Origin of the sequence: Qipengyuania qiaonensis (genome assembly GCF_019711515.1) — a bacterium.
Taxonomy (GTDB): domain Bacteria; phylum Pseudomonadota; class Alphaproteobacteria; order Sphingomonadales; family Sphingomonadaceae; genus Qipengyuania; species Qipengyuania qiaonensis.
Genome location: NZ_JAIGNO010000013.1, coordinates 47,055 through 66,528 on the forward strand (window position 1 = coordinate 47,055; position 19,474 = coordinate 66,528).

Annotated in this window: 16 protein-coding genes and 3 pseudogenes; 4 read left to right on the top strand and 15 right to left on the bottom strand. The window is 60.3% G+C overall.

Annotated features, from left to right (window positions below; translation table 11 throughout):
• Positions 1-214: 214 nt before the first annotated feature.
• The 3 genes and pseudogenes from K3174_RS16900 to K3174_RS14760 form a co-directional block, all read right to left on the bottom strand.
• Positions 215-1,258 (bottom strand): annotated as a pseudogene (locus tag K3174_RS16900) (recombinase family protein); the annotation flags it as partial.
• On the bottom strand, positions 1,255-1,524 hold the full coding sequence (locus K3174_RS14755) for a helix-turn-helix domain-containing protein (RefSeq protein WP_221560071.1): 270 nt from the start codon (positions 1,522-1,524) through the stop codon (positions 1,255-1,257). The pseudogene K3174_RS16900 and the gene K3174_RS14755, both read right to left, overlap by 4 nt.
• Positions 1,525-1,667: 143 nt before the next feature.
• Positions 1,668-1,889 (bottom strand): hypothetical protein, encoded by a 222-nt coding sequence (locus tag K3174_RS14760; RefSeq protein ID WP_221560074.1) that lies wholly within the window; start codon positions 1,887-1,889, stop codon positions 1,668-1,670.
• 487 nt (positions 1,890-2,376) lie between these two features.
• On the opposite strand from K3174_RS14760, the gene K3174_RS14765 reads away from it, so the two are divergent.
• A complete protein-coding gene (locus K3174_RS14765) occupies positions 2,377-3,318 on the top strand; it encodes a HEPN domain-containing protein (RefSeq protein WP_221560077.1) in 942 nt (313 codons plus the stop codon).
• A gap of 676 nt (positions 3,319-3,994) precedes the next feature.
• On the opposite strand, the gene K3174_RS14770 is transcribed toward K3174_RS14765, so the two are convergent.
• Together K3174_RS14770 and K3174_RS14775 are read right to left on the bottom strand one after the other, a co-directional pair.
• Positions 3,995-4,528 carry an NUDIX domain-containing protein gene (locus K3174_RS14770; protein WP_221560079.1) on the bottom strand — a complete coding sequence of 178 codons (534 nt, stop codon included), beginning with the start codon at positions 4,526-4,528 and terminating at the stop codon, positions 3,995-3,997.
• 242 nt (positions 4,529-4,770) lie between these two features.
• The gene (locus K3174_RS14775; protein ID WP_221560082.1) at positions 4,771-6,879 is read right to left on the bottom strand and encodes a DUF3363 domain-containing protein; all 2,109 of its coding nucleotides are present in this window, start codon (positions 6,877-6,879) and stop codon (positions 4,771-4,773) included.
• An 807-nt stretch (positions 6,880-7,686) separates the two neighbouring features.
• On the opposite strand from K3174_RS14775, the pseudogene K3174_RS14780 reads away from it, so the two are divergent.
• A pseudogene (locus K3174_RS14780) lies at positions 7,687-7,898 on the top strand (integrase core domain-containing protein); the annotation flags it as partial.
• Positions 7,899-8,030: 132 nt separating this feature from the next.
• Here the strand turns inward: K3174_RS14780 and K3174_RS14785 are convergent.
• The 3 genes from K3174_RS14785 to K3174_RS14795 all read right to left on the bottom strand — a co-directional run bounded on the left by K3174_RS14785 (position 8,031) and on the right by K3174_RS14795 (position 10,812).
• Positions 8,031-8,792 (bottom strand): NADPH-dependent F420 reductase, encoded by a 762-nt coding sequence (locus tag K3174_RS14785; RefSeq protein ID WP_221560084.1) that lies wholly within the window; start codon positions 8,790-8,792, stop codon positions 8,031-8,033.
• Positions 8,743-9,213, bottom strand: coding sequence for an ester cyclase (locus K3174_RS14790; RefSeq protein ID WP_221560087.1), 471 nt, complete (start codon positions 9,211-9,213; stop codon positions 8,743-8,745). The genes K3174_RS14785 and K3174_RS14790 overlap by 50 nt, the downstream gene beginning before the upstream one ends.
• Positions 9,214-9,327: 114 nt before the next feature.
• Positions 9,328-10,812, bottom strand: coding sequence for an aldehyde dehydrogenase family protein (locus K3174_RS14795; RefSeq protein ID WP_221560090.1), 1,485 nt, complete (start codon positions 10,810-10,812; stop codon positions 9,328-9,330).
• Between the two features lie 544 nt (positions 10,813-11,356).
• On the opposite strand from K3174_RS14795, the gene K3174_RS14805 reads away from it, so the two are divergent.
• On the top strand, positions 11,357-12,070 hold the full coding sequence (locus tag K3174_RS14805; RefSeq protein WP_221560093.1) for a helix-turn-helix domain-containing protein: 714 nt from the start codon (positions 11,357-11,359) through the stop codon (positions 12,068-12,070).
• 219 nt (positions 12,071-12,289) lie between these two features.
• Here the strand turns inward: K3174_RS14805 and K3174_RS14810 are convergent, their stop codons facing one another.
• The 4 genes from K3174_RS14810 to K3174_RS14825 form a co-directional block, all read right to left on the bottom strand.
• Positions 12,290-12,694: an ester cyclase gene (locus K3174_RS14810; protein WP_221560104.1), complete on the bottom strand. Its 405-nt coding sequence runs from the start codon at positions 12,692-12,694 to the stop codon at positions 12,290-12,292.
• A 32-nt stretch (positions 12,695-12,726) separates the two neighbouring features.
• A complete protein-coding gene (locus tag K3174_RS14815; protein ID WP_221560106.1) occupies positions 12,727-13,536 on the bottom strand; it encodes a MipA/OmpV family protein in 810 nt (269 codons plus the stop codon).
• 100 nt (positions 13,537-13,636) lie between these two features.
• Positions 13,637-14,332, bottom strand: a complete 696-nt coding sequence (locus K3174_RS14820; protein WP_221560108.1) for a DUF4386 family protein — start codon at positions 14,330-14,332, stop codon at positions 13,637-13,639.
• 2 nt (positions 14,333-14,334) lie between these two features.
• On the bottom strand, positions 14,335-14,892 hold the full coding sequence (locus K3174_RS14825) for a cupin domain-containing protein (protein ID WP_221560111.1): 558 nt from the start codon (positions 14,890-14,892) through the stop codon (positions 14,335-14,337).
• 139 nt (positions 14,893-15,031) lie between these two features.
• Here K3174_RS14825 and K3174_RS14830 point away from each other — a divergent pair, with 139 nt between their 5' ends.
• Positions 15,032-15,673, top strand: coding sequence for a TetR/AcrR family transcriptional regulator (locus K3174_RS14830; protein WP_221560112.1), 642 nt, complete (start codon positions 15,032-15,034; stop codon positions 15,671-15,673).
• Between the two features lie 627 nt (positions 15,674-16,300).
• Here K3174_RS14830 and K3174_RS14840 read toward each other — a convergent pair.
• The 3 genes and pseudogenes from K3174_RS14840 to K3174_RS17165 form a co-directional block, all read right to left on the bottom strand.
• Positions 16,301-16,744 (bottom strand): annotated as a pseudogene (locus K3174_RS14840) (IS5/IS1182 family transposase); the annotation flags it as partial.
• A gap of 805 nt (positions 16,745-17,549) precedes the next feature.
• The gene (locus K3174_RS14845) at positions 17,550-18,650 is read right to left on the bottom strand and encodes a PLP-dependent cysteine synthase family protein (RefSeq protein WP_247712214.1); all 1,101 of its coding nucleotides are present in this window, start codon (positions 18,648-18,650) and stop codon (positions 17,550-17,552) included.
• 271 nt (positions 18,651-18,921) lie between these two features.
• Entirely contained in the window at positions 18,922-19,395 is a 474-nt protein-coding gene (locus K3174_RS17165; RefSeq protein ID WP_425594440.1) for a hypothetical protein, read from the bottom strand.
• Positions 19,396-19,474: the final 79 nt, after the last annotated feature.

Genomic DNA, 19,474 nt, shown 5'->3' on the forward strand with positions numbered 1-19,474 from the left:
CATCGTAAAGCCGCTTGAGCCGCAGATCGGCCTCGGTAGCGCGCTTGTTCAACTCGGCGATGTGCTCGCGGCGGCGCTCGGTGCGCTCCTTCCGCCTGTCGAGAACTGCCGCCAGCACCTGCTCCAGCCTTGCCGGGTCAAGCAAACGCTCCTCCAGATGCTTTGCAACCAGTGTGTCAAGTTTCTCCATCGGCACGGTCATGCCACTGCATGCGGTGGGCCCCTGCCGTGCCTTGGTCGAGCAGGTGTAGTAGCGATAGCGCCCACCCTTGCCGGTGCGGATGGTCATGGCCCCGCCGCATTTTGCGCAGTGGATCAGGCCGGTCAGCAAGGTAGGACCACCGACCACTTGCGGCGGTGTCACCTTGGGATTGCGTGCCTTCATGCGCGCCTGCACAGCATCAAAGGTCGCCTGATCGATGATCGGCGGGACCGCGACGGCGATGACTTCGTCAGCGGGTTTCAGCGCCTTTGACTTGCTCCGCTTGTTGAACTCGTGGCGTCCGATATAGGTCGGACGGGTCAGCATACGGTGGACCGTGCCAATACCCCAGCGCCCGCCGTCACGGGTGAAGATGCGGCGCTCATTGAGGTATTTGGTGATCGCCTTGACGCCCATCGGCCCGGACGTGCCGTCACCCTCAAGCGAAAGCCGAAACGCCAGTCGCACGGTCTCGGCGTGGACCGGATCGATCTCCAGCTTCTTCTTGATCTTGGCTCCGCGCTGTTCGGCGGCGACCACGCGGTAGCCGATCGGTGGCAGTGAGCCATTCCAGAATCCCTGCCGCGCGTTTTCCTTCAAGGCGCGAAGCACGTGCTTAGCGTTCTCCTTGGACTGATACTCGTCGAACAGCGCCATGATCTGGCGCATCATGACGTGCATCGGGTCGTCGCCCATCTCCTGGGTGATCGATACGAGGCGAATGCCGTTTTTCGCGAGCTTGCGGACGTAGAACTCCAGCTCGAAATGATCGCGGAAGAACCGGCTGAACGAATGGACGACCACCACCTCGAACGGGGCGGGTTTTGCCGTCCCTGCCTCGATCAGCTTCTGGAACTCGGGGCGGCGGTCATTGGTCGCCGAAGCGCCTGCATCCACGAACGTCTCAACCAGCTGGTAGCCGCGCGCAGCGCACCAGGCTTCGCCCTGCTTGCGTTGATCCGGGATCGATACGTCATGCTCGGCTTGCCGCGCGGTCGAGACGCGCAGATAGAGGGCAGCGCGCAGCGGGACGGAGCTGGAGGCGGCGTCGGTCATGCTGCGCTCCCCAAGGCGCGCTGCACCGCGTCAGGGTCACGGTCGATGACGAGAAGATAGGCGCGCGTAGGGCCCTCGGGCGCGCGATGCTTTTGCTCCCAGTGCTGGAGCGTCTTGATCGACAAGCCGAACCTTGCGGCAAACTCGTGCTGGGTCATGCCAAGCTTGGCCCGGATAGCTTTCACATCAATCTCCTGCGGAATGTGCACGCGAATGAGGCTCGATCTCGATACGCCTTCGGCGTTGGTGGTGGCCTCTCCTGCCATTGTGCGCTCCGTTTCAGCTATAGCTCGCCAAAAAGTCGGACGCTTTTTGGTCACGTCTTGCAGCGGGTTATAAACCACTGATTATACCTCGTTGAGGGATAAAGAGCAACCGCTCTTCAAGTGCGATGAGTGAACCTGAACGGTTAGGCCCGGCCAAAAAGCTCATGGAACACATCGCCAAACCATGCCTCGAACACGGCTACTTCGGCATCGGTAACTGGGATCTTTGCTGGCCAATCGTCCTTCACGCGCCAGCGCTCGACGTCGTGTTTGGGTGGACGGCCCCGGAACGGCCATGGCTCGCCGAGCAGTTGTTCAAGCTGCTCGGACGCGGTGGGTTCGTGATGACGCGGCTTGCGTGGCATCCCACCAGGATCAGAGATGCCGAGCGGAAGCGGAACCACGCATGCCTACGCCGGACTTCGCTTCGTACCGCCGCGCGCAGATAGGGGCGATGGTCGGGCAAAGGCGGACAATGGCGATAGAAGCGTAGCGCTCGCGGTGCTTTCCCAGCCCCGTTCTTTAGTTCGGCGCGGATGCGTTCTTCCGTCCCGGCGCACGACTCGATCCCGGCGGATGGGCGGCGGCGGTCAAGACCGGCGCTGACAGCGCCGCCCGCAGGGCTTGGTCTTGAGGGGCGGCGCGCGTCCGCCGATGCTGGCAGCTAGCGGGATGTCTGCTCGCCCAGCATGTCGTGTTTCCGCTCCATCCCCAGTTATTGGTATTGACGGCATTCGAAACCGCGCAGGGTCCCACTTGGGACGTGGATGCATCCTGTCTGGTGCCATCGATGCGGATGATGGTCGCCGGAGAGGTGCAAGTTGCTCAACAGCTTGCTAGACTGCCCAGACCATGCGCACCGACCTCGATCATCTGCCTCCGCAAAAGCAGCGCGAGCTGGAGCGCGTGGTGCAGCTGATCTTCGAGGAGTTCGACGACGCCTTCGCGCTTGCCAAGCACGAGTGGAAGAAGGCGGGGCGCATCCTCAAGGTGATCCTCTACGGCAGCTATGCGCGCGGCACCTGGGTCGACGAGCCGCACACCGCGAAGGGCTACCAGTCGGACTTCGATCTGCTCATCATCGTCAGCGACAAGCGGCTGACCGAACGGGTGAAGTACTGGGCGAAGCTCGATGAGCGGCTGATGCGCGAGTATGGGGTGACCGGCACGCTGCGCACGCCAGTCAACTTCATCGTCCACACCCTGCAGGAGGTGAACGACGGGCTTGCCCACGGGCGCTACTTCTTCATGGATGTGAAAGCCGAAGGGATCGCGGTCTACCAGTCCGACGACACCGAGCTCCACACACCCAAGCCGAAGACGCCGACGCAGGCGCTCGCAATGGCGCAGGAGTACTTTCAGGAGTGGTATCCGAGCGCTGGTGAGTTCTTTGACGACTTCAGATCAAACCTTGATCGAGCACGCTTCAAGAAGGCAGCGTTCGAGCTCCACCAAGCGACTGAGCGGCTCTATCACGGCGCTTTACTCGTCTGCACATTCTACACGCCGCACAATCATAATCTCGCTTTCCTGCGCACCCAGGCTGAGCGGATCGATCCGCGCCTTACCTACGTCTGGCCGCGCGAACTGAAGAAGGATCGCGCGCGGTTCGAGAAGCTCAAGGACGCCTACGTCAAGGCGCGTTACTCGAAGCACTACCGCGTGACGAAGGAAGACCTGGAATGGCTAGGCGCGCAGGTAGAGGAGCTTGGCCGCGTTGTGCACGAGGTATGTTCGGAGCGGATCGAGAAGCTGAAGTCAGAGGCGAAGGCGAGGCCGGATAAGGTTCGGTGATTGAGCAGGACGCCAGCGTCCGCTTTTGCGGATTTTGAGCCAAAACCAGAAATTCTGAAATCGACCCCATTGCGGACATCTGATCAGCAAACCTCTTTCGCGCTCCGCTTGTAATCTCGTATGATCCCGTCAGGGGCAAATGCCACCCGTATAACCGGTCCACCTTTGGTCCAAAGCACTCTGTAGAAATGCTCGTCTCCCGACCCAAGTTCAAATCCGCTTTGGCCGACTGAAGCGACCATTGGTATCGCGAGAACCATGCCCACTTTGTGCTGTTCGTATTGAAATGGTAGGATTTCCGAGCTTTGCTCAATCCGAACACCATTCAACTGAATGCTCAGGGAAGGCGCATTGTGAGCGACGTAGCACCCTAAGACCGGAGTAGGATCGAATGTGGCTGGTTCATCGAAGTCAGTGCATCCGCTAACGATGAGGACAAAAGCCAAAATGGCGGATAGCTTAGCCATTAGGCGCGGATAATAGTCTTCAGGGCACTCTGGTCAACGTCCGTATCCCACCCAAGAGCGGCCATCGGCGGTGTTCGGGTTTCATCCCGAAACCTGCCACTCAGCTGCAACGGGTTCATCCGGTGAGGGCGGCAGATTGGTTTGTCAGCATACTTACGCATTCTGTAGCTCGTGCCGCCAAGTGTGGGCCCACTGGGTTTCCAAAGAGGTCAGACGGCGCCAAGGAAATGAAGCTGCGCTCGCCAAAGGCAAGCGCGGTTACGCAGGTCCGGAATCTTGCCCTCGTCGATCAACTTAGCGATGTCCTCGAAGCTGAATTCAGCGCAACCATGGAACTCCTCATCCGCATCACATGCGGCCGCTGTGCCTCCCTCAAGTCCTGTAGCCAGAAAACAGTAGTTTCGGCCGCTCATGTGAACGCCGTTGACGTGCGAGCTGAGCAATTCAAGGTGCCTGGCTTTCAGGCCCGCCTCTTCGCGCAGTTCCCTGACAGCCGCTTCGATGGGTGTCTCACCTGAATTGATCGCCCCGGCTGGCACTTCATAGGTGGTCCCAAACAGGTGGCGGCTCTGTTCAACGAGGATGACCGTCCCACTCTCGGTGACGGGAACCACAAGTACACCTTCGCACTCTTCGACTACTTCCCGGTCCACGTGGGATGTACCGATATCCACTATGTCCATGCGAATGTTGACAAACTGACCGACAAAAATGGTCCTGCTCTCGATCAGGTCATGCGGCATCTTGAGTTTCCTCTGTTCACTAAGCAGATTCCCTGCCGAAGGTGCTGCAGACTTGGTCTGCGATAATCATGGCGGTTCAAGGCCAGCTTTTGTAAGCATCAGCGCCACGGACTAGGGGCACACGACGGTGATGCAAAAAAAGCCGTTCTTTACCGTAGCAGACATCCAGGCTTTTTCATGAGAAGACACGCCGGTGCATGGTCTCTTCCGAGCGCATCTTGGGTGCGGCCTTCCCACCAGCGTCACAATTCCAGTCCCCGGCTGCGGCTCCGCCCCAGCGTCCAGTCGACGCCCCCGCCGGACATAGCGATGCCGTTGATCTGCTGGCCAAGACGTTTTCCGAGTGCGTCGTTCCATGGCACGAGCTGGAACCCGAGGCCATTGTCAATCATGGCGAACCGCCCACTGGCAAGCTGGGCCTGCCCAACCAGCTTACCCGAGACCCGGTCGCCTGTTTCGGTCGGCTGCCAGCTGAGCCCGCGCTCGGCGGCAAACTTCTTGCCCACGCGGCTGACCTCGGCCTGCTCCAGTTGCGCGATCAAGTCGCTGGGGGCACGGTACTTCCCGCCGCCAAGATCCCGAACATAGCCCATGTCGGCAAGCGCCTGTTTGCGCGCTTCCCAAGCATTTCGCACATCGCCGCCGAATCCGGTGTGCGGCGCGGCCTCGCGTCCGCCGTCGAGCATGGTCCGGTCAAGCCAGGTCGCGCCTTCATGACGCACCTGACGGTCGAGGGGCAGGTGCGACAGTTCTTCGATACGCGGGCCTTCCCCGAACCGCTGCCGGTCATAGGCAAGGCCGCGTTCGGGCAGATCGGCGGGAACGCTCCAGCGATCGGCATCGATGCGCTCGACGATCCCGGCGCGGCGCAAGGCTTCGAGCCTGCGGACGTGCAATTGGACATGCCTCTCGTGGTCGATCCGGGGCATGGTCTCGCGCATCGATTCCAGATGGGCCGATGGACGATAGATGCCACTGGCGTCGGTCTGCTGGAGGACGTTCTCATCTGCCGTCCGCGCGATGCTCGGCGGCGGATTGACCGCCACGATACTGCCGCGACTGATGTCCTCCGCCTTTGATGCTGGAACCTCAAGGTAATGAACACGCCCGTCCATCCCGTCGATAGTAAGCCCCATGCGTTCACCCAGCTCGTCGCTCCCCAGTGCCTTGGCGACGACGCGGCCGACGATGCGTTCGGTGGGTGCGGCTTGGTGGATGGAATATCCTGCATAGGCCCGCTGCTCGGCCAGCCCTTCGCGGTCCAGCGCCTGATGCATCGTTTTGATGATGTCGCCGCGCGTGCCCATCTCGCGCAGCGTTTGTTCAGCGCGGGGTGAGATGGTCCACACACCCGGTGTGTGCTCGGTCGCCAGGCCCATCCGCTCCAGCTTTCGGGCACGATCGATCATCAGTGCCCGGTTCTGGCGCATGGTCAGGGCCATGTCCTTGTCGGGGCGAAGGTCGGCAAACTCGCTGCCAGCTTGCTGCTCGGCGATGAGCATCCGGTCGAGCCGGGTGAACCGGTCGGCACCCACCTCGCGTTCCAGCTGGCGACTGACCTCCTGCTCGGTCTGGCGGCCCAGCTCCAGCGTGACGATCTCGCTCGCGCGTTCGCGGATGCCATGGGCGATATAGTCTCCCGCAATGTCGAGCCGCTTGCCATCATCAGTTATGCCGCGCACCAGAATATGGGTGTGCGGATGTCCGGTGTTGTGGTGATCGACCGCAATCCAGTCGAGCCGGGTGCCAAGGTCGGCTTCCATTTGCGCCATCAGGTCACGCGTGGTCTGGCGCAGATCGGATAGCTCGACGCCATCCTCTGCCGATACAATGAACCGGAACTGGTGGCGATCCTCGCGCCCTCGGTCGAGAAAGGCTGAACCGTCCGCCACATCATTATCGGCGGAATAGACCTGACCCTTCTCGCCGTCGCGGGTGACGCCGTCACGCTCCAGGTAGCGCAGATGCGCATCCACTGCCTTGCCGCTCACGAACTGCCGCCCGCGCGTGCCCCCGCGCTGCGGATTGAGCTTCACGATCCGCGCCTTTACCGCGACCCGGCGCGCGCGGGTGCGAACACCGCTCGCGTCCCGGCTCCACCCGCTGCGGCCCTTCAATCCGGCAGCGATCTTCGCGCCCCGACCGCGCGCATTGCACCGCCCGCTTGCCTTCCGCGAACCGGACAGCTGGCTGGGGCTACCACCGGCGCGGCGGATCGCGAGGCTGACCTGCGCCGTGAAGCTCTTTGGCCGATGGCGCAAGGGGCGCGTGCGGGCCAATCGGGCCACGCCTGCGCCACGGTCGCGAACCTTGCCGGGACGGATACGAGAGCTGTCGTCATCACCACTCATGAGACGACGATTGGGGGTCGGAATCAGCCGCGCAAGACCGTAAATCGGGGCGTAGCAGCCTGGCGTGCAACGGCTTGCCATCGGCGGCAAAAGGCGGAGTGTCAGAAGCCACCCGATGCGAGCGCCACCCATTTTTGCATTGATAAGAAATGGAAAATCGGCAGGAGCGCCACCCGGTCACTTCGCCAACCCGGTCGCAAAGCGCCCAAAAACAATGTGCAGACAGATACTTAGGGGCAACGCCCCGGCAGCGAAGATTCTCGCTTTATCTTGCCATCTTATTTGGCTTCGATTTTCCGGAAGTATTCGCCGTCGCCATTTCTCCTCCATAGCAGGTATCGGGACACTATTCGACGCCCGGATGCGCCAGTCTGCGAAGTAACGGGTGAGGTCTGATAAGCCGGAGTCTTCCGTGCTCATCGCGGGCGGTATCGCCCTGCAGCGAGGCGGTGCTGTGGCGCTCGCGGCACATGTCGCTATAGGATTTACGAGACGTCGTCACAGGCAATCTGGCGCGGTCAGCTTGCGCAGCCGCAGGCAAGATATCGTGCTTCCCGTGTTCCGGGTCTGTATCATTCCTTCTGCCGCTCGCGCGGACCTCCGTGTGCATTCGAGCCGTCCGCCGGCTGCAGTTCGTGTGTTCGTCATCATTAGCGCGCGTAGCTCAGCCGCCGTAGCTTGGCGGCGTTGGCGGCGTCGACCTCGTGTTCGGATGCACCGAGATGGCCGACATAGAAGCTGCCGTCGCGCTACATCGCATGCATCACGATCGCGAGCTTGCGGGCGACCGCAACGAGCGCTCATGATGACGAACTTTTGAATGGGGAGATCTCCTACACCTTAGCTGAGGCAGAGATCCTGATCGAAGCATAGCGCGCCACTACAACACCGTCAGGCCGCACAGCTCGCTCGGCTATCTTCCTCCGACCCCGGAAACGGCCACCGCGCCATGGCTGCCCTCCGGTTCTGCTTCCCTCCAACTACGATCAGTCATGGCGCCGGAGGCAGTCTTACACTAACAATCTACTGGGCCACTCAGTGGGGGCAGGTCAGATACCCTTTGTCCACGAAGCCTAGTCCGATCCCGGCCGTGCCGCCGACGATGAAGATGCGGTTTCGTTCGGAAACTCCGCTCGCCATGACGACTCTCCTCAGCGTATGAGCGATGCTCCGATGCGCGCACCCATGCCTTGCGCATAGGCGAGTTGGACGAGCAACATTCCAAGTGGCTCGGAATATCGGGCAAGGGATAACGGACCGGCCTCGACCGCAGTGGCAGGTATCTGCCCCACAAGATCGACAATCGTTTTGCGCGCGTCGCCGTTGTCGCTACACACGAAGACACTGGGGAGCTGACCCGCGATCTCCATCGAGTCAGAATGCAGAACTTCTGCAAATGGTGGCACAGCCTTGACGATGTGTGCGCCGGGCACGGCCCGCGAAATTTCTTCGCCGCCACTTGTCGACGTGCCGATCGCAAGACCGCTCATATCGCCTTTCAGGGGGTTGGTGGCATCCCACACTATCTTCCCATCTAATCCCGTAGCGACGGAACGCACTGCCTCGAGCGTTACCGCCCAAGGGGTGGCGATAATGACCACTTCACCGTGTGCGACGGCCTCTTCAGGGCTGCCCGCTCTTGCGCCTGCGCCGATCGTCATGGCTGCTGTTCTCACTTTGTCCGGTGAGCGAGCGAAGCTCACCATGATGTCATGCCCGTGCACCGCCAATCGTTTGCCCAAACCCGTGCCGACATTCCCGGCTCCTATAATTCCGATTTTCATACCGACGGTGTCCTCAATCGCCTGAAGCAAATGGTCATTCCTTGCTCGTTCGGCTGGTGATCGGCTGCGAGATGCATCATCATCGTGCCAGTAGCGTCCGCGCCATCGCCGGCGCTTGCCAGGTCTCATACATGAGCGGGTTAAGCGCGCCGACGCGGTTTTCGATCAGCTTGCCATCCTCGAACCGCATCAGGTGCAACTCGCAGAAGGTGAAACGCATGCCAGTCGGCTCGATGCCGTTGAGCGCGCCGACATTGTCGGCAGTCGCTTCGAATCGCACAATCACCCGGCCATCGAAGAGCGCAGCTATGTCCATGATCTCGATCGCGCCGTTGGCGAACGCGGCACCAAAGGTTGAGCCCAGTACCGTTCCATATTCAGCCGCGCCATGAATTGGCCCATCGGGTTTGAGACCGGTGTCGACGATTACCTCGGGATGGACGATCTCGCCGAAGGCCTCCGGATCGGTTCCACCGAGCACGCCTTCGACGAAGCGCCTTGCCACGGCGAGATTGCGTTCGATAGTGCTCCGGTCAACCGCGATGGTCATGTCGATAATCCTGAAGCAAGAGGTGCGGCGGCGCCCACGCTGGGGGTCGACGCGGAATGCCGCCGCGGGGCCGGACGGAGGGACTTCGTCCGGGGATGAGAAGGTGGCGTCCGATCAGCCAAGGTTGGCCCAGACGGTCTTGTACTGCGTGTAGTTTTCAAGTGCTTCTGCGCCTTGCTCGCGGCCATATCCCGACATCTTGAAGCCCCCGAAGGGAGCATTCGGGTGATATTTGTGCCAGGTATTCAGCCACACCGTGCCGGCCCTGATCCGGTCGGCGAGGCGAAGGGCCCGCTTGATGTCGCCGGTCTGGATTCCGGAAGCGAGGCCATAGGGCGTATCATTGGCAAGCCGGATCGCCTCGTCTTCGCCATCGAACGGGATTATCGGAACCACCGGCCCGAAGATTTCCTCGCGGCTGATCTTCATGCCGTTGGTTGCGTCGGCGAAGACCGTTGCTTCGATGAAGAGACCTTTTCCGTCGATTTTGCGTGTGCCGCCTCCCGCGGTCAGCCGAGCTGTCGCCTTGCCGTTCTCGACATAGGACAAGACCTTGTCGTACTCGGCGCGTGAAGCGATCGGGCCGATCTGGGTCGCGGGGTCGAGCGGATCGCCGAGTACTGCTTCGGCCGCCATGCGCGACAGGCGCTCGACGAATTCGTCGTAGATCGGCCGTTCGACCAGGATGCGGCTGCCAGCTACGCAGACTTCGCCCTTGTTCCAGAAAATACCCCAGAATGCGGCTTGTAGCGCGGATTCCAAGTCGGCATCGGCAAAGACGATGTTGGGAGATTTGCCGCCGAGCTCCATGGTCAGGTGCTTCATCGTGTCTGCGCCATTGCGCATGATCCCCTGACCGACAGCGGTCGACCCGGTGAAAGCGATCTTGTCGACCTTGGGATTGCGAACGAGAGCATCCCCGAGAGATCCGCCGGGGCCGGTGATGAGGTTGTAGACACCTTCGGGAATGCCGGCGTCGAGCGCGACCTGCGCCAGCGCCAGTGCCGTGAGTGGCGTGTCCGAGGCCGGCTTGTGCACGATCGTATTCCCGGCGGCGAGCGCTGGCGCGATCTTCGAGCAGCTGAGCGCGAGCGGGAAGTTGAACGGCGTGATCGCCGCAACCACGCCCAGCGGTTCGCGCCGGGTCAGGATGCGCAAGTCCTCTTCGTAGCTGGACCGGTAGCCGCCGTTCATCGCGTTCATGGCCAGCCCGCCGAAGAAGCGGAACAGTCCCGAACAGTGCGGCATGATGATCGACCGGAAATCGGCATAGGGCATACCCATGTCCATCGCTTCGCGAATGGCGAAATCGTCGGCGCGCTCATCCATCAGGTCGGCCATGCGGAACAAGATCTTCGCCCGTTCCTCATGGTGCATGCGGCTCCAGGGGCCTTTCTCGAAAGCCGCGTAGGCGGCATCGACGGCAGCATTCGTCTCCTCGACGCTCGCCTTGGCGACCGTCGTCGTAACCGCCTCGGTCGTCGGATCGACGTTTTCCATGGCCTCGCCGGAACTGCTGTCGCGCCATTGGCCGGCGATCAGCAATTGGCCCTTTGCTACGTTCTTGCGTTTCGGTCCCGTTTCGACAGGCATGTCCATCAGCCGCACCCTTCGTCGAGAAGTTTTGGTCTGCGGCTATCTGAACGTGGAACCCGGTTTCCAGTTAGGACTCGATTGCGCAAATTCATGATTTCGTCGGCCGACAGACCTGCAACTGTCGGCAGCTTTTGTGGCGCATCTTCCAACGAGTAAAAGGTGAGTAGTCTTCGATTTGTAACTCAATGCGCCTTTAGTGTAGCCTCGGAATGCGGGCATGGGCGCAGGAGATCGAACATAGGATGAGAAGTCTTGATCTGATCTTGGACAGGGCCGGACCTCGTTGCAGAGCTTGCGAACCTGAAGTGGATTGAGGACCATGACGGATCAATCGAAAGCTTCGCCCCCTGATGAGCAAGGAACGGATCGTGCCATCCAAACAGATGCGCCTATCGATTGGTTTGGAACGCAACCCGCGGCATGGGAACAGTCACCGGATCGGGGCGGATCAATCGCACTTTGGCGGCTTGAGAGCAGGAAGCCGGCCGGATTCACCACCGAACCATTGAGCGATGCGCATCTTGTATGTGTCCATCTGAACGGAACAATGAACTGGTCGGCGCAGCTTAACGATCGCAGCTACTGCGCACCCTGCGACCCCAACACATTCTGTGTCGCGCGCGCTGGTGAAACAGCAGAGATCGAATACTCCGATGCAAGGCTCAGCTTCGCGCAGTTCTTCCTGCCCGTACGCTGGTTCGAAAGCGATCTGGTCGATGCGGCGAGCAGCAGATGCGGAAATGCGATCGAGCTGATCGATCCTATGAACGCTTCCTGTCACGCTGTATCGGGTCTCGCGAGAAAGGCGGTTCGCGCGATGCGATCGGGCGGGAATTCCGCAAGATTGCTTATCGACGAACTTCTGATCGACTTGTCTTCGGCGCTGGTGGAACGTCACTCAAGCGCCGTTCTCTCGCAGCCGGCCCGCGGGGGACTGTCGCCAGCGGTGGTCAGGCGTGTTATCGATTATTTGCAAGCTCACCTTGCCGAGGAGGTGCAACTAGCCGAACTTGCCCGATTGGCCAATGTGACGGCCCCCCACTTCTGCCGCGCGTTTGCCAAGTCGACGGGTACTCCCCCGCATCGATACCAGATTGCGATGCGGTTACAGAAGGCTACCCGACTCCTCGCTGAACCCGGACTGTCGATTGCCGATGTTGCCTTCGCGGTAGGATATGAGGATCCTTCCTATTTTAGCCGCCTGTTCTGCTATCAGGCCGGGATGTCGCCAAGCGAATGGCGCAGGGAATTTGCGAAGTGAACTGAGATTGCAAACTGGCTTCGCAAATGTGCGACGAAATTTGGAGAGACTGGCCAAAACTCCACATCCGTGTGGTCCAAGGTCGGACAGCAGTGCGGTAGCATGCTTAGGGGCAATCTGGTTTCGTCCACTCCACGCGATAGGTTTCAGCGCGAAGACATTGCACAATGAGAGTGAAGGGGCGCTTGTTTCAGGAGCAAGCGCCCCAAGTTTCATTTACTAAGGACGAGGCAAGGCTCCCATCTGCTGGAACACTTCCAGCATATTGAGCTCGTCCCAGTGCTCGGCGAACAGTCCGTTCTCCACGCGCCAGATATCGATCGACCGCATATGGACAGTGGCGCCGCTCGCCGGAATGCCGACGAAATCGCCGCTATGCGTGCCGTAGTAGCTGAAACGTCCAGCAACCCTGTCGCCATCGACCAGCACATCCTCGCAGGTTACGACGAGATCGGGCATGGTTTCGAACCAGTGCGCCATGAAGGCGCAAATCCCGGCCCGACCATTCTCCACCGCCGGATTATGGTTGAGGTAGTCCTCGGTCACCAGTTCGGCGAAGCGCGAAGCCTCGTGTCCGTTCATGATGTCGACGAACAGACGGGCAAGATCCTTGGGGGTAATCATGAGCTTTGCTCCTTTATCTTTCAGGGTCGAAATCAGAAACGCACGCCGATGCCGATGCCGGCGGACAACTGGTCGGCATTGCCCGCAGTCTCGACCACCGGGCTGTCGGCGAAATCGCCGAGCAGGCGGCGGTAGCCCGCGTATCCAACGAGCGACCAGCGATCGCCGAGCGCGTAGGCGGCGGTCAGCGACACGCCGACATCCTTGATGCCGCCTTCGGCCTGGAACTGGGGCAGCCCGCTCGCCGCGGCACCGGCTGCGGTGACCGTGAAATAGGTGCCGGCATATTCGTCGTCGGCAAAGCGCACCGAGGTGTCGGCAACCACCATCAGCCGATCGCCGAGCGGCAGCCTGTAGGAAAGCGTCGCATCGGCAAGCCAGCCATCGTGGACATCGCTGACATCACTCTTCGCCTCGAGGCGCAGCTTGACCTCGTCGCCGTCGGCGAGGACGGACCGGGCCTTGATCGCGGCGAAGGCACCGACCTCATAGGCATCGTCGATCTGCCCGAGCGCGCGCACCGAGGTCGACTCGATCTCGTCATCGCGCCCGAAGGTCAGGTTGGCGACCGGACCGATTTCGAAGGTGCTGCTGTTGAGCACATTCAATCGTAAGCTGGTGCCGTCAAGGGCGATGTAGCGCTCACCCCAGTAGATGTCGGCAGCGACGAGCGGGATTACCTGGTTCTTGTCGGCCCCTTCGTATTCGGGCAGCCAAGCGATGCCGCCGACGACGGTTCCGCGGATTTCGTTTTTTTCGGGCTGAGGGGCCTCTTGTGCCATGGCAATGTCGGCTCCCAGCAGAAGGGCCGTCGCCGAGAAACCGGTTAGGAAGTATTTCACATAAGATTGCATCGTACGTCTCCAAAAGGCGGCAGTCAGGGTTCTGAGCCCGTTGCCGCAGACGGGTCAGTGTTCGTTCCGGTGCGGAAAGGATGGGAGATCAGGTCACGGACATGGCCGGTTGCCGTGAAGTCGTCAGCATCGCGGCGCCGGTCGCGACCAGCCACACGCTGAGCCCGAGAAAGCCGATGATCGTGGCGAGCGAGAACGGGCTGCCGTCTGTCGAGATCGCAAGCGCAACACCTTCGCCGGTGCCCAGTGCGATTGCCGCGGCGCTTGCAAATCCAGTTGCGGCAAGCTTCGCAGAACCTTCGGCGCGCTGGATTGCGGCGAGGCACACCACGAACAGTGCCGTCAGCAGCTGGCCGATATGCTCGCCGATCGCGACGCCGCCATAGGCGTTGAGCAGATCGAAGGCTCTATAGGCGGCCTCGTCTCGCAAAAGGGCGAGCTGCGGGATCACGAAGACCCAACGCGCGAAGCCGATGGCCTGCGTTATCCCGGCGAGCGCGCCCGCAAGCGCCGCGCCAAGCGCAAGTGCGGGCCAGCGCCGCATCCGATCGCTGCTGGTCGACACGGCTATCGCGATCGGCACGAGCAGCAGCGCTGCAAGCACGAAACCATACCAGGTCAGCACGAGGCTCGCTCCGCCCTCGGCAAAGCGGCTGAGCGCGACGCTGGCCGGCTGGCGAAGGATCTGCGGATAGTCGTAAGTGGCTGCAAGGATCGCGTAGGGAATGTTGAAGCCGATCCCAAGCGCAATGGCGGACAGGCCAATGAGGCGCGTAGAAGCCATGCTCAGGCTCCCTTCCCGAAGGCGCGTGGTGGCGTGCGGCTCGCGCTCGGGCCAAACACCTTTCGGGCCAGCAGAAGCGCGCGCACCAGCACCCGCTGGAGCGCTCGCGGCAGCGGCGCAATGGTCATGTCCATCGGCGCAAGCGCTGCGGCGAGGTCGACCGGATTACGCGGTGCGCCGCTGGCGTCGGTCCTGCCACAGTTTGCCAGATCGTACATCGTGCGCAGAAAGCGTTCGAGTTCTGCGCCTGGCGTAGCGGTCGTGACGAAGATCGTCTCGCTTGCCGACGAATTGCGAAATCCGTGCGGCGTGCCGGGCGAGATCGAGATTTCCTCGCCAGGGCCGAGCAGGCGCTTGCCCGCTTTCCCGAGATCGATCTCCAGCGCCCCGGATTCGACCGCAAACGTTTCGGTAATCGTATCGTGAATGTGGAGCGGCGCTCCTGTTGCAAGGGGCGGCAGAGTGCAACGGAAGACGAGCTCGTCCCCGTCGCCCGAAAGCGGCGATGACCAGAAGTGAATTCGGTCCCCGGTTGCCGAATTGATGATGTTACGATCCACGAATCGCTCCTGTCACTGTGTGGTGACAGTGCATTTGTCACTGCATGGTGACCATTGCAAGAACTTTTGTCACCGAGCGGTGAAAAATATTTGTGCGACATGCCATTGCGGTCTATCCGGGGATGAAGGAGAGACGCCGATGACGAAGAAAGCCAATATTACACGGGATCGGTCAGGGACGGAGCGCGTGATCGTCGCAGCAGCCAAAAGGGTGCTTGCTGAACAGGGTTTTTCAGCCTTTGGTGTCAATTCCATCGCACGCGCTGCGGGCTGCGACAAGCAACTGATCTACCGCTACTTCGGCGGGCTCGACGGGTTGATCGAGGTGCTGGGGCGAGAGATGTCGGACCAGTTCGGGGACATGCTGGGCCCGATCGATCCGGCAACCTGTGTGACCTATTCCGATTTTATTGAACACATGCTTTTGCAATTGCTGCGGGCTTTGCGCCAATCGGAGTTGTTGCTGCGGATCGCCGCCTGGGAGATCGCCGATGCTTCTCCGATCACGCGGAAGCTGGCGCAGGTGCGAGGGGCTGCATTGGCAGCATGGGTAAAGGATCAGCGCGGCCCGATCGCACCGCCAACAGATCGCGATGTCGGCGCCATTAACGCCGCTCTCATTGCCGCAGTCCAGCACCTTGCGCTGTCAGCTCATGCCATTGGTGAGTTCGGCGGCGTAAGGCTTGCAGACGAAGCCGACTGGTCACGTGTCGAAACGGCAGTATCGACCTTAGTCCGTGCCACCTACAGCCACCCTGACGCCTCGGTACAACGAGGCTAGCGTTCGAATGGTTGATGAAGCGCTGGTTACAAATTTCTGATTTCAAGAGGGCGCTGGAAAAATATGCCATTGCAACGACGGGCGCGACGAACGGCCTATGCTGAGCTGCGCTAGCGCATCGACTTTCCGCACGATAAGCACACACTAGGGGAAAAAAGACCTCCCCATCGCGATCAAGCGTTTATTCGCTCTGGCTTGCTATCACTGGGCAATCCTATCGTAGCGGCATGGCGTAAACGTAGTGATCATCTTCGTCCGTCGTGGCCCGCCACTTCAACAGTTCCAGCGCATCGCATTTTGCGTTTAAGCTGCTGTAAGTTGTGTATTATTCCGACGTTGGAAGGCCATGTCGTGTCGCGACATACCACCTAAGCCCGATGGACTTTGGGGGCACGGAATAGCGGAGGTGGGGGCATGCTGACGGACATAACGATCAGGAAAGCAAGGCCGAGCGCTGAGAACGTACGACTTTCGTGCGCTCGCACGCGAACTTGGATTGCGCCAATTGAACACGCCGGAGCAAGCGAAGCGCAAGCGGCCAGCTCGCGTCCAGGAAGTGCCGAGCTATGGTCAGGCCAAGCGCCGCGAGCGTACCGGGTCGGTGCCGCTCATTGAACGGGCGGCGCCATTGCGCGCGGACTTGTCGAACACCGGAGTATGCGGCTCGATGCCCTGATCGTCGACCAGCCAGGCAAGGTTGGGCGCAGGGCCACAGGCCAAAGCGTTCCCGCGTCCGTTCGATCACCCGGCGCTGGACGGCCAGTCGGTGCGGCAAGCCGAGGTGACCGCTTCGCGCGCCGCGGCCGTCCAGCGCGCAGTAGGATCGGTGAGGTTGATGCGCTGGGCCGTGGCCGGCGTCGAACCGCCAAACGCGGCATCGTCGAGTACGTCGAGATACTCGCTGACGGCTCGCCCTGCGACATCGGGTGGCAGGCCTTCTTCGCTCGGCGCCGAGTGCTGACAATACAAATCAGCGCGGATAAGGCTGGTATCGACCGCGAACCCCTCAGCACCAACCAGCCCTTCGGCCATGCAGCGCTCGACAGTCAGCTCGAACATTTCAAGCAAAATTCACCTGCGTAGTTCTTCAACGCAATTAGGATTGGAAACCGGACGTGCGGCATAAGAGAAGCTCGTTTGGAAAACGAAATCATAATCCGCGTGTCTAGGGTTCGAGTCCCTCCTCCGCTACCAGGTTCGAGTCCCACTTTTGTGCGCTTGCGGCCGCATGGGTCCGGATTCTTGACCCAAATCTCTGATTACAATCACAGATGGGCCAGCGAGCCAATCCGCTTGGAGCCGTATGCGTCCGCATGTGTTCGCCTGAAGCCGAGGCAATTTGGGGGTATCGATGGGGGTATTTGCGGCTTCCGCGGAATCGGGCGATAGTCTCACATAAGAACTTGTGGCAAGAATCAGATTTTCATCCAGCTGCAAAGGCTTGTCGAAGCGATTTCGAAAGGGGATCATTCAAAAGGTCCTAAGTTCACCGTTGCGTTCGAGTCCCTGCGAGGGATCCGAACACCAGCAAGTCTCGGGGGGCTGGGGAGGGCATCCATTTCTCGGAATAATGACCGCATTGCGCCCCAATCTAAGACAGAAGCATTCGATAGCGTAGTTCATGAAAGCGGACATTCTCAAAGGCCATTCCGGCCAAGGCGAAGACAAGCGCAAACTTTCGGACTTTCCCCGTTTAAGGTCATTTGGTTGGAACAGAACCCGGTAGGAATCTTCTCGGTACGATGAACGCGCTGATTTCAGCCTACGAGGGCAATGAGCATATCCGCCTGTCTTCGGTTTTCTTTGTGCGAGCCTTAGTCGGGGTGCACAACGCTCGAAGTCCACCCAGACAGCGCTAAATTGCTTCGAAGTTGAGCTAGTATCGGTCCAACCCGGCCCATGCCTTGCCGAAGTCAGAGAAAGTGCTCGCCAGCCATGTATCGTCGAATGCAGTGTCACGATAGCGCTCGCCGCCATCACAGATTAAACTGACGATGCTGCCTTTGCGGCCTGCGGCGCGCATTTCCTCGGCAAGCTCGAGCACACCAATTAGGTTCGTACCTGTAGAGGGCCCAACGCGCTTGCCCAGCCGGTCTGACAGGAACCGTGCTGCCGCAAAGCTACGGACATCGCGAACCTCGATCATGCGATCAATCACTTCGGGCAAAAAGCTAGGTTCAACGCGGGGTCTACCGATCCCCTCAATCCGACTGCCTGTATCGATGACAAGGTCGCGGCGCGCGGCCTGCCAAGCGCTCGCAAAGACAGAATTCTCAGGATCGACCACCGCGAGCCGGGTGCGGCTACAACTGGCCCGATGGTAGCGGATGTAGCGTCCGATGGTGGCCGAGGTCCCGCCCGTCCCCGCGCCGACAACGATCCAGTCCGGGACCGGATGCGCCTCCAGCTCCATCTGTTTGAAGATCGATTCCGCGATATTGTTGTTGCCGCGCCAGTCGGTGGCGCGTTCGGCAAAGGTGAACTGGTCCATGTAATGACCACCTTTGCTACTCGCGATCATATCTGCGGCGGCATAGATATCCGAGCCATCGACGCGTTCGATCTGCGCGCCGAGCCGTTCGATCTCGGCGAGCTTTGCAGGAGCAGTCCCATTCGGGACAACCGCAATGAACGGTACGCCGATCAGCCGCGCGAAATAGGCTTCAGAGATAGCTGTCGATCCCGATGATGCCTCAACCACCGGCGTGCCCTCGCAAATCCAGCCGTTGCACAACCCGTATAGGAACAGTGATCGCGCCAGCCTGTGTTTGAGCGATCCCGAGGGATGGCTGGATTCATCTTTGAAATAGACGTCGATCCCATCGAGCCCGTTCAATTGGACCTTGACCAGATGCGTGTCGGCAGAGCGGGCGAAATCGGCGCTGATTTCATCAATCGCCCAAGCTAGCCAGTTGCGGCATTGGACCGGCTTGCCGTGTTCCGTGGCAGGCGCGGCTTGGTTTTGTATGTGGCGCAAGACCATCCATCCTTGTAAGAACGCTTTGGCTTTGGCGGCAGGCAATGCCAGCGTTGCTAGCAAGCGATTTCACCCCTGTAATCGGATACATTTGTTGTGCCAAGTTCGCCGACCATTAGGTATCCGATCCGGATTGACGGAGCCAGAGCGCGTGCAAACTGCTGGGCCTATACAAGAGTGACTCCGCCAAAGGGGCTTTGCGTTTCTAGTTATTCAGAGCCTTTGGTCACGACTGCGATTTGGTCGCCATAGCGAAATCAACACCGCAACATTAGGATTTCAATATCCGATCAGCGACCAAAGCAAGAATGTCCGCGAGCATGGCCTGAGCCGTCGGGTGACCGCCGGCACCTCTGCCCTGCACAGTGTGAACCTGCCCATTCTTGTTCTCAATCCGGGCGCAATTCCATTCGCCCGGAACCCGGAAGTCTCCCGGAATCACGTCTTCTGGGAGCAGGTCCACCATTCCAAGCAGGTCCTGTCCGACCCATTCTAGGCTGGCCCATTGGTAATGCCGTTTACCCGATCGGTGAACCCACTCTGCTGTTCTTGCGGTGAGAGGCTCAGCGATGGTCTTTACACTGCTGGCGGCAACTCCAAAAGCGTGGTGCGCGACAATGCCCAGCTTCGCAATCGCGTCGGAGCCTTCCAGATCGAAGGAGCAATCGGCCTCGGCAAAGCCGGCGTCAACTGCATTGTTGACCGCAGTCTCGAAGTCGATGCCTGAATGCAGGGATTCCAGAATTGTTGTTCCCCGTCAGCGCCTATGGCACAGATTTGGGGTTGTGATTTAAGGAGGATTTGGGCTTCGTCGTAGTGACGAA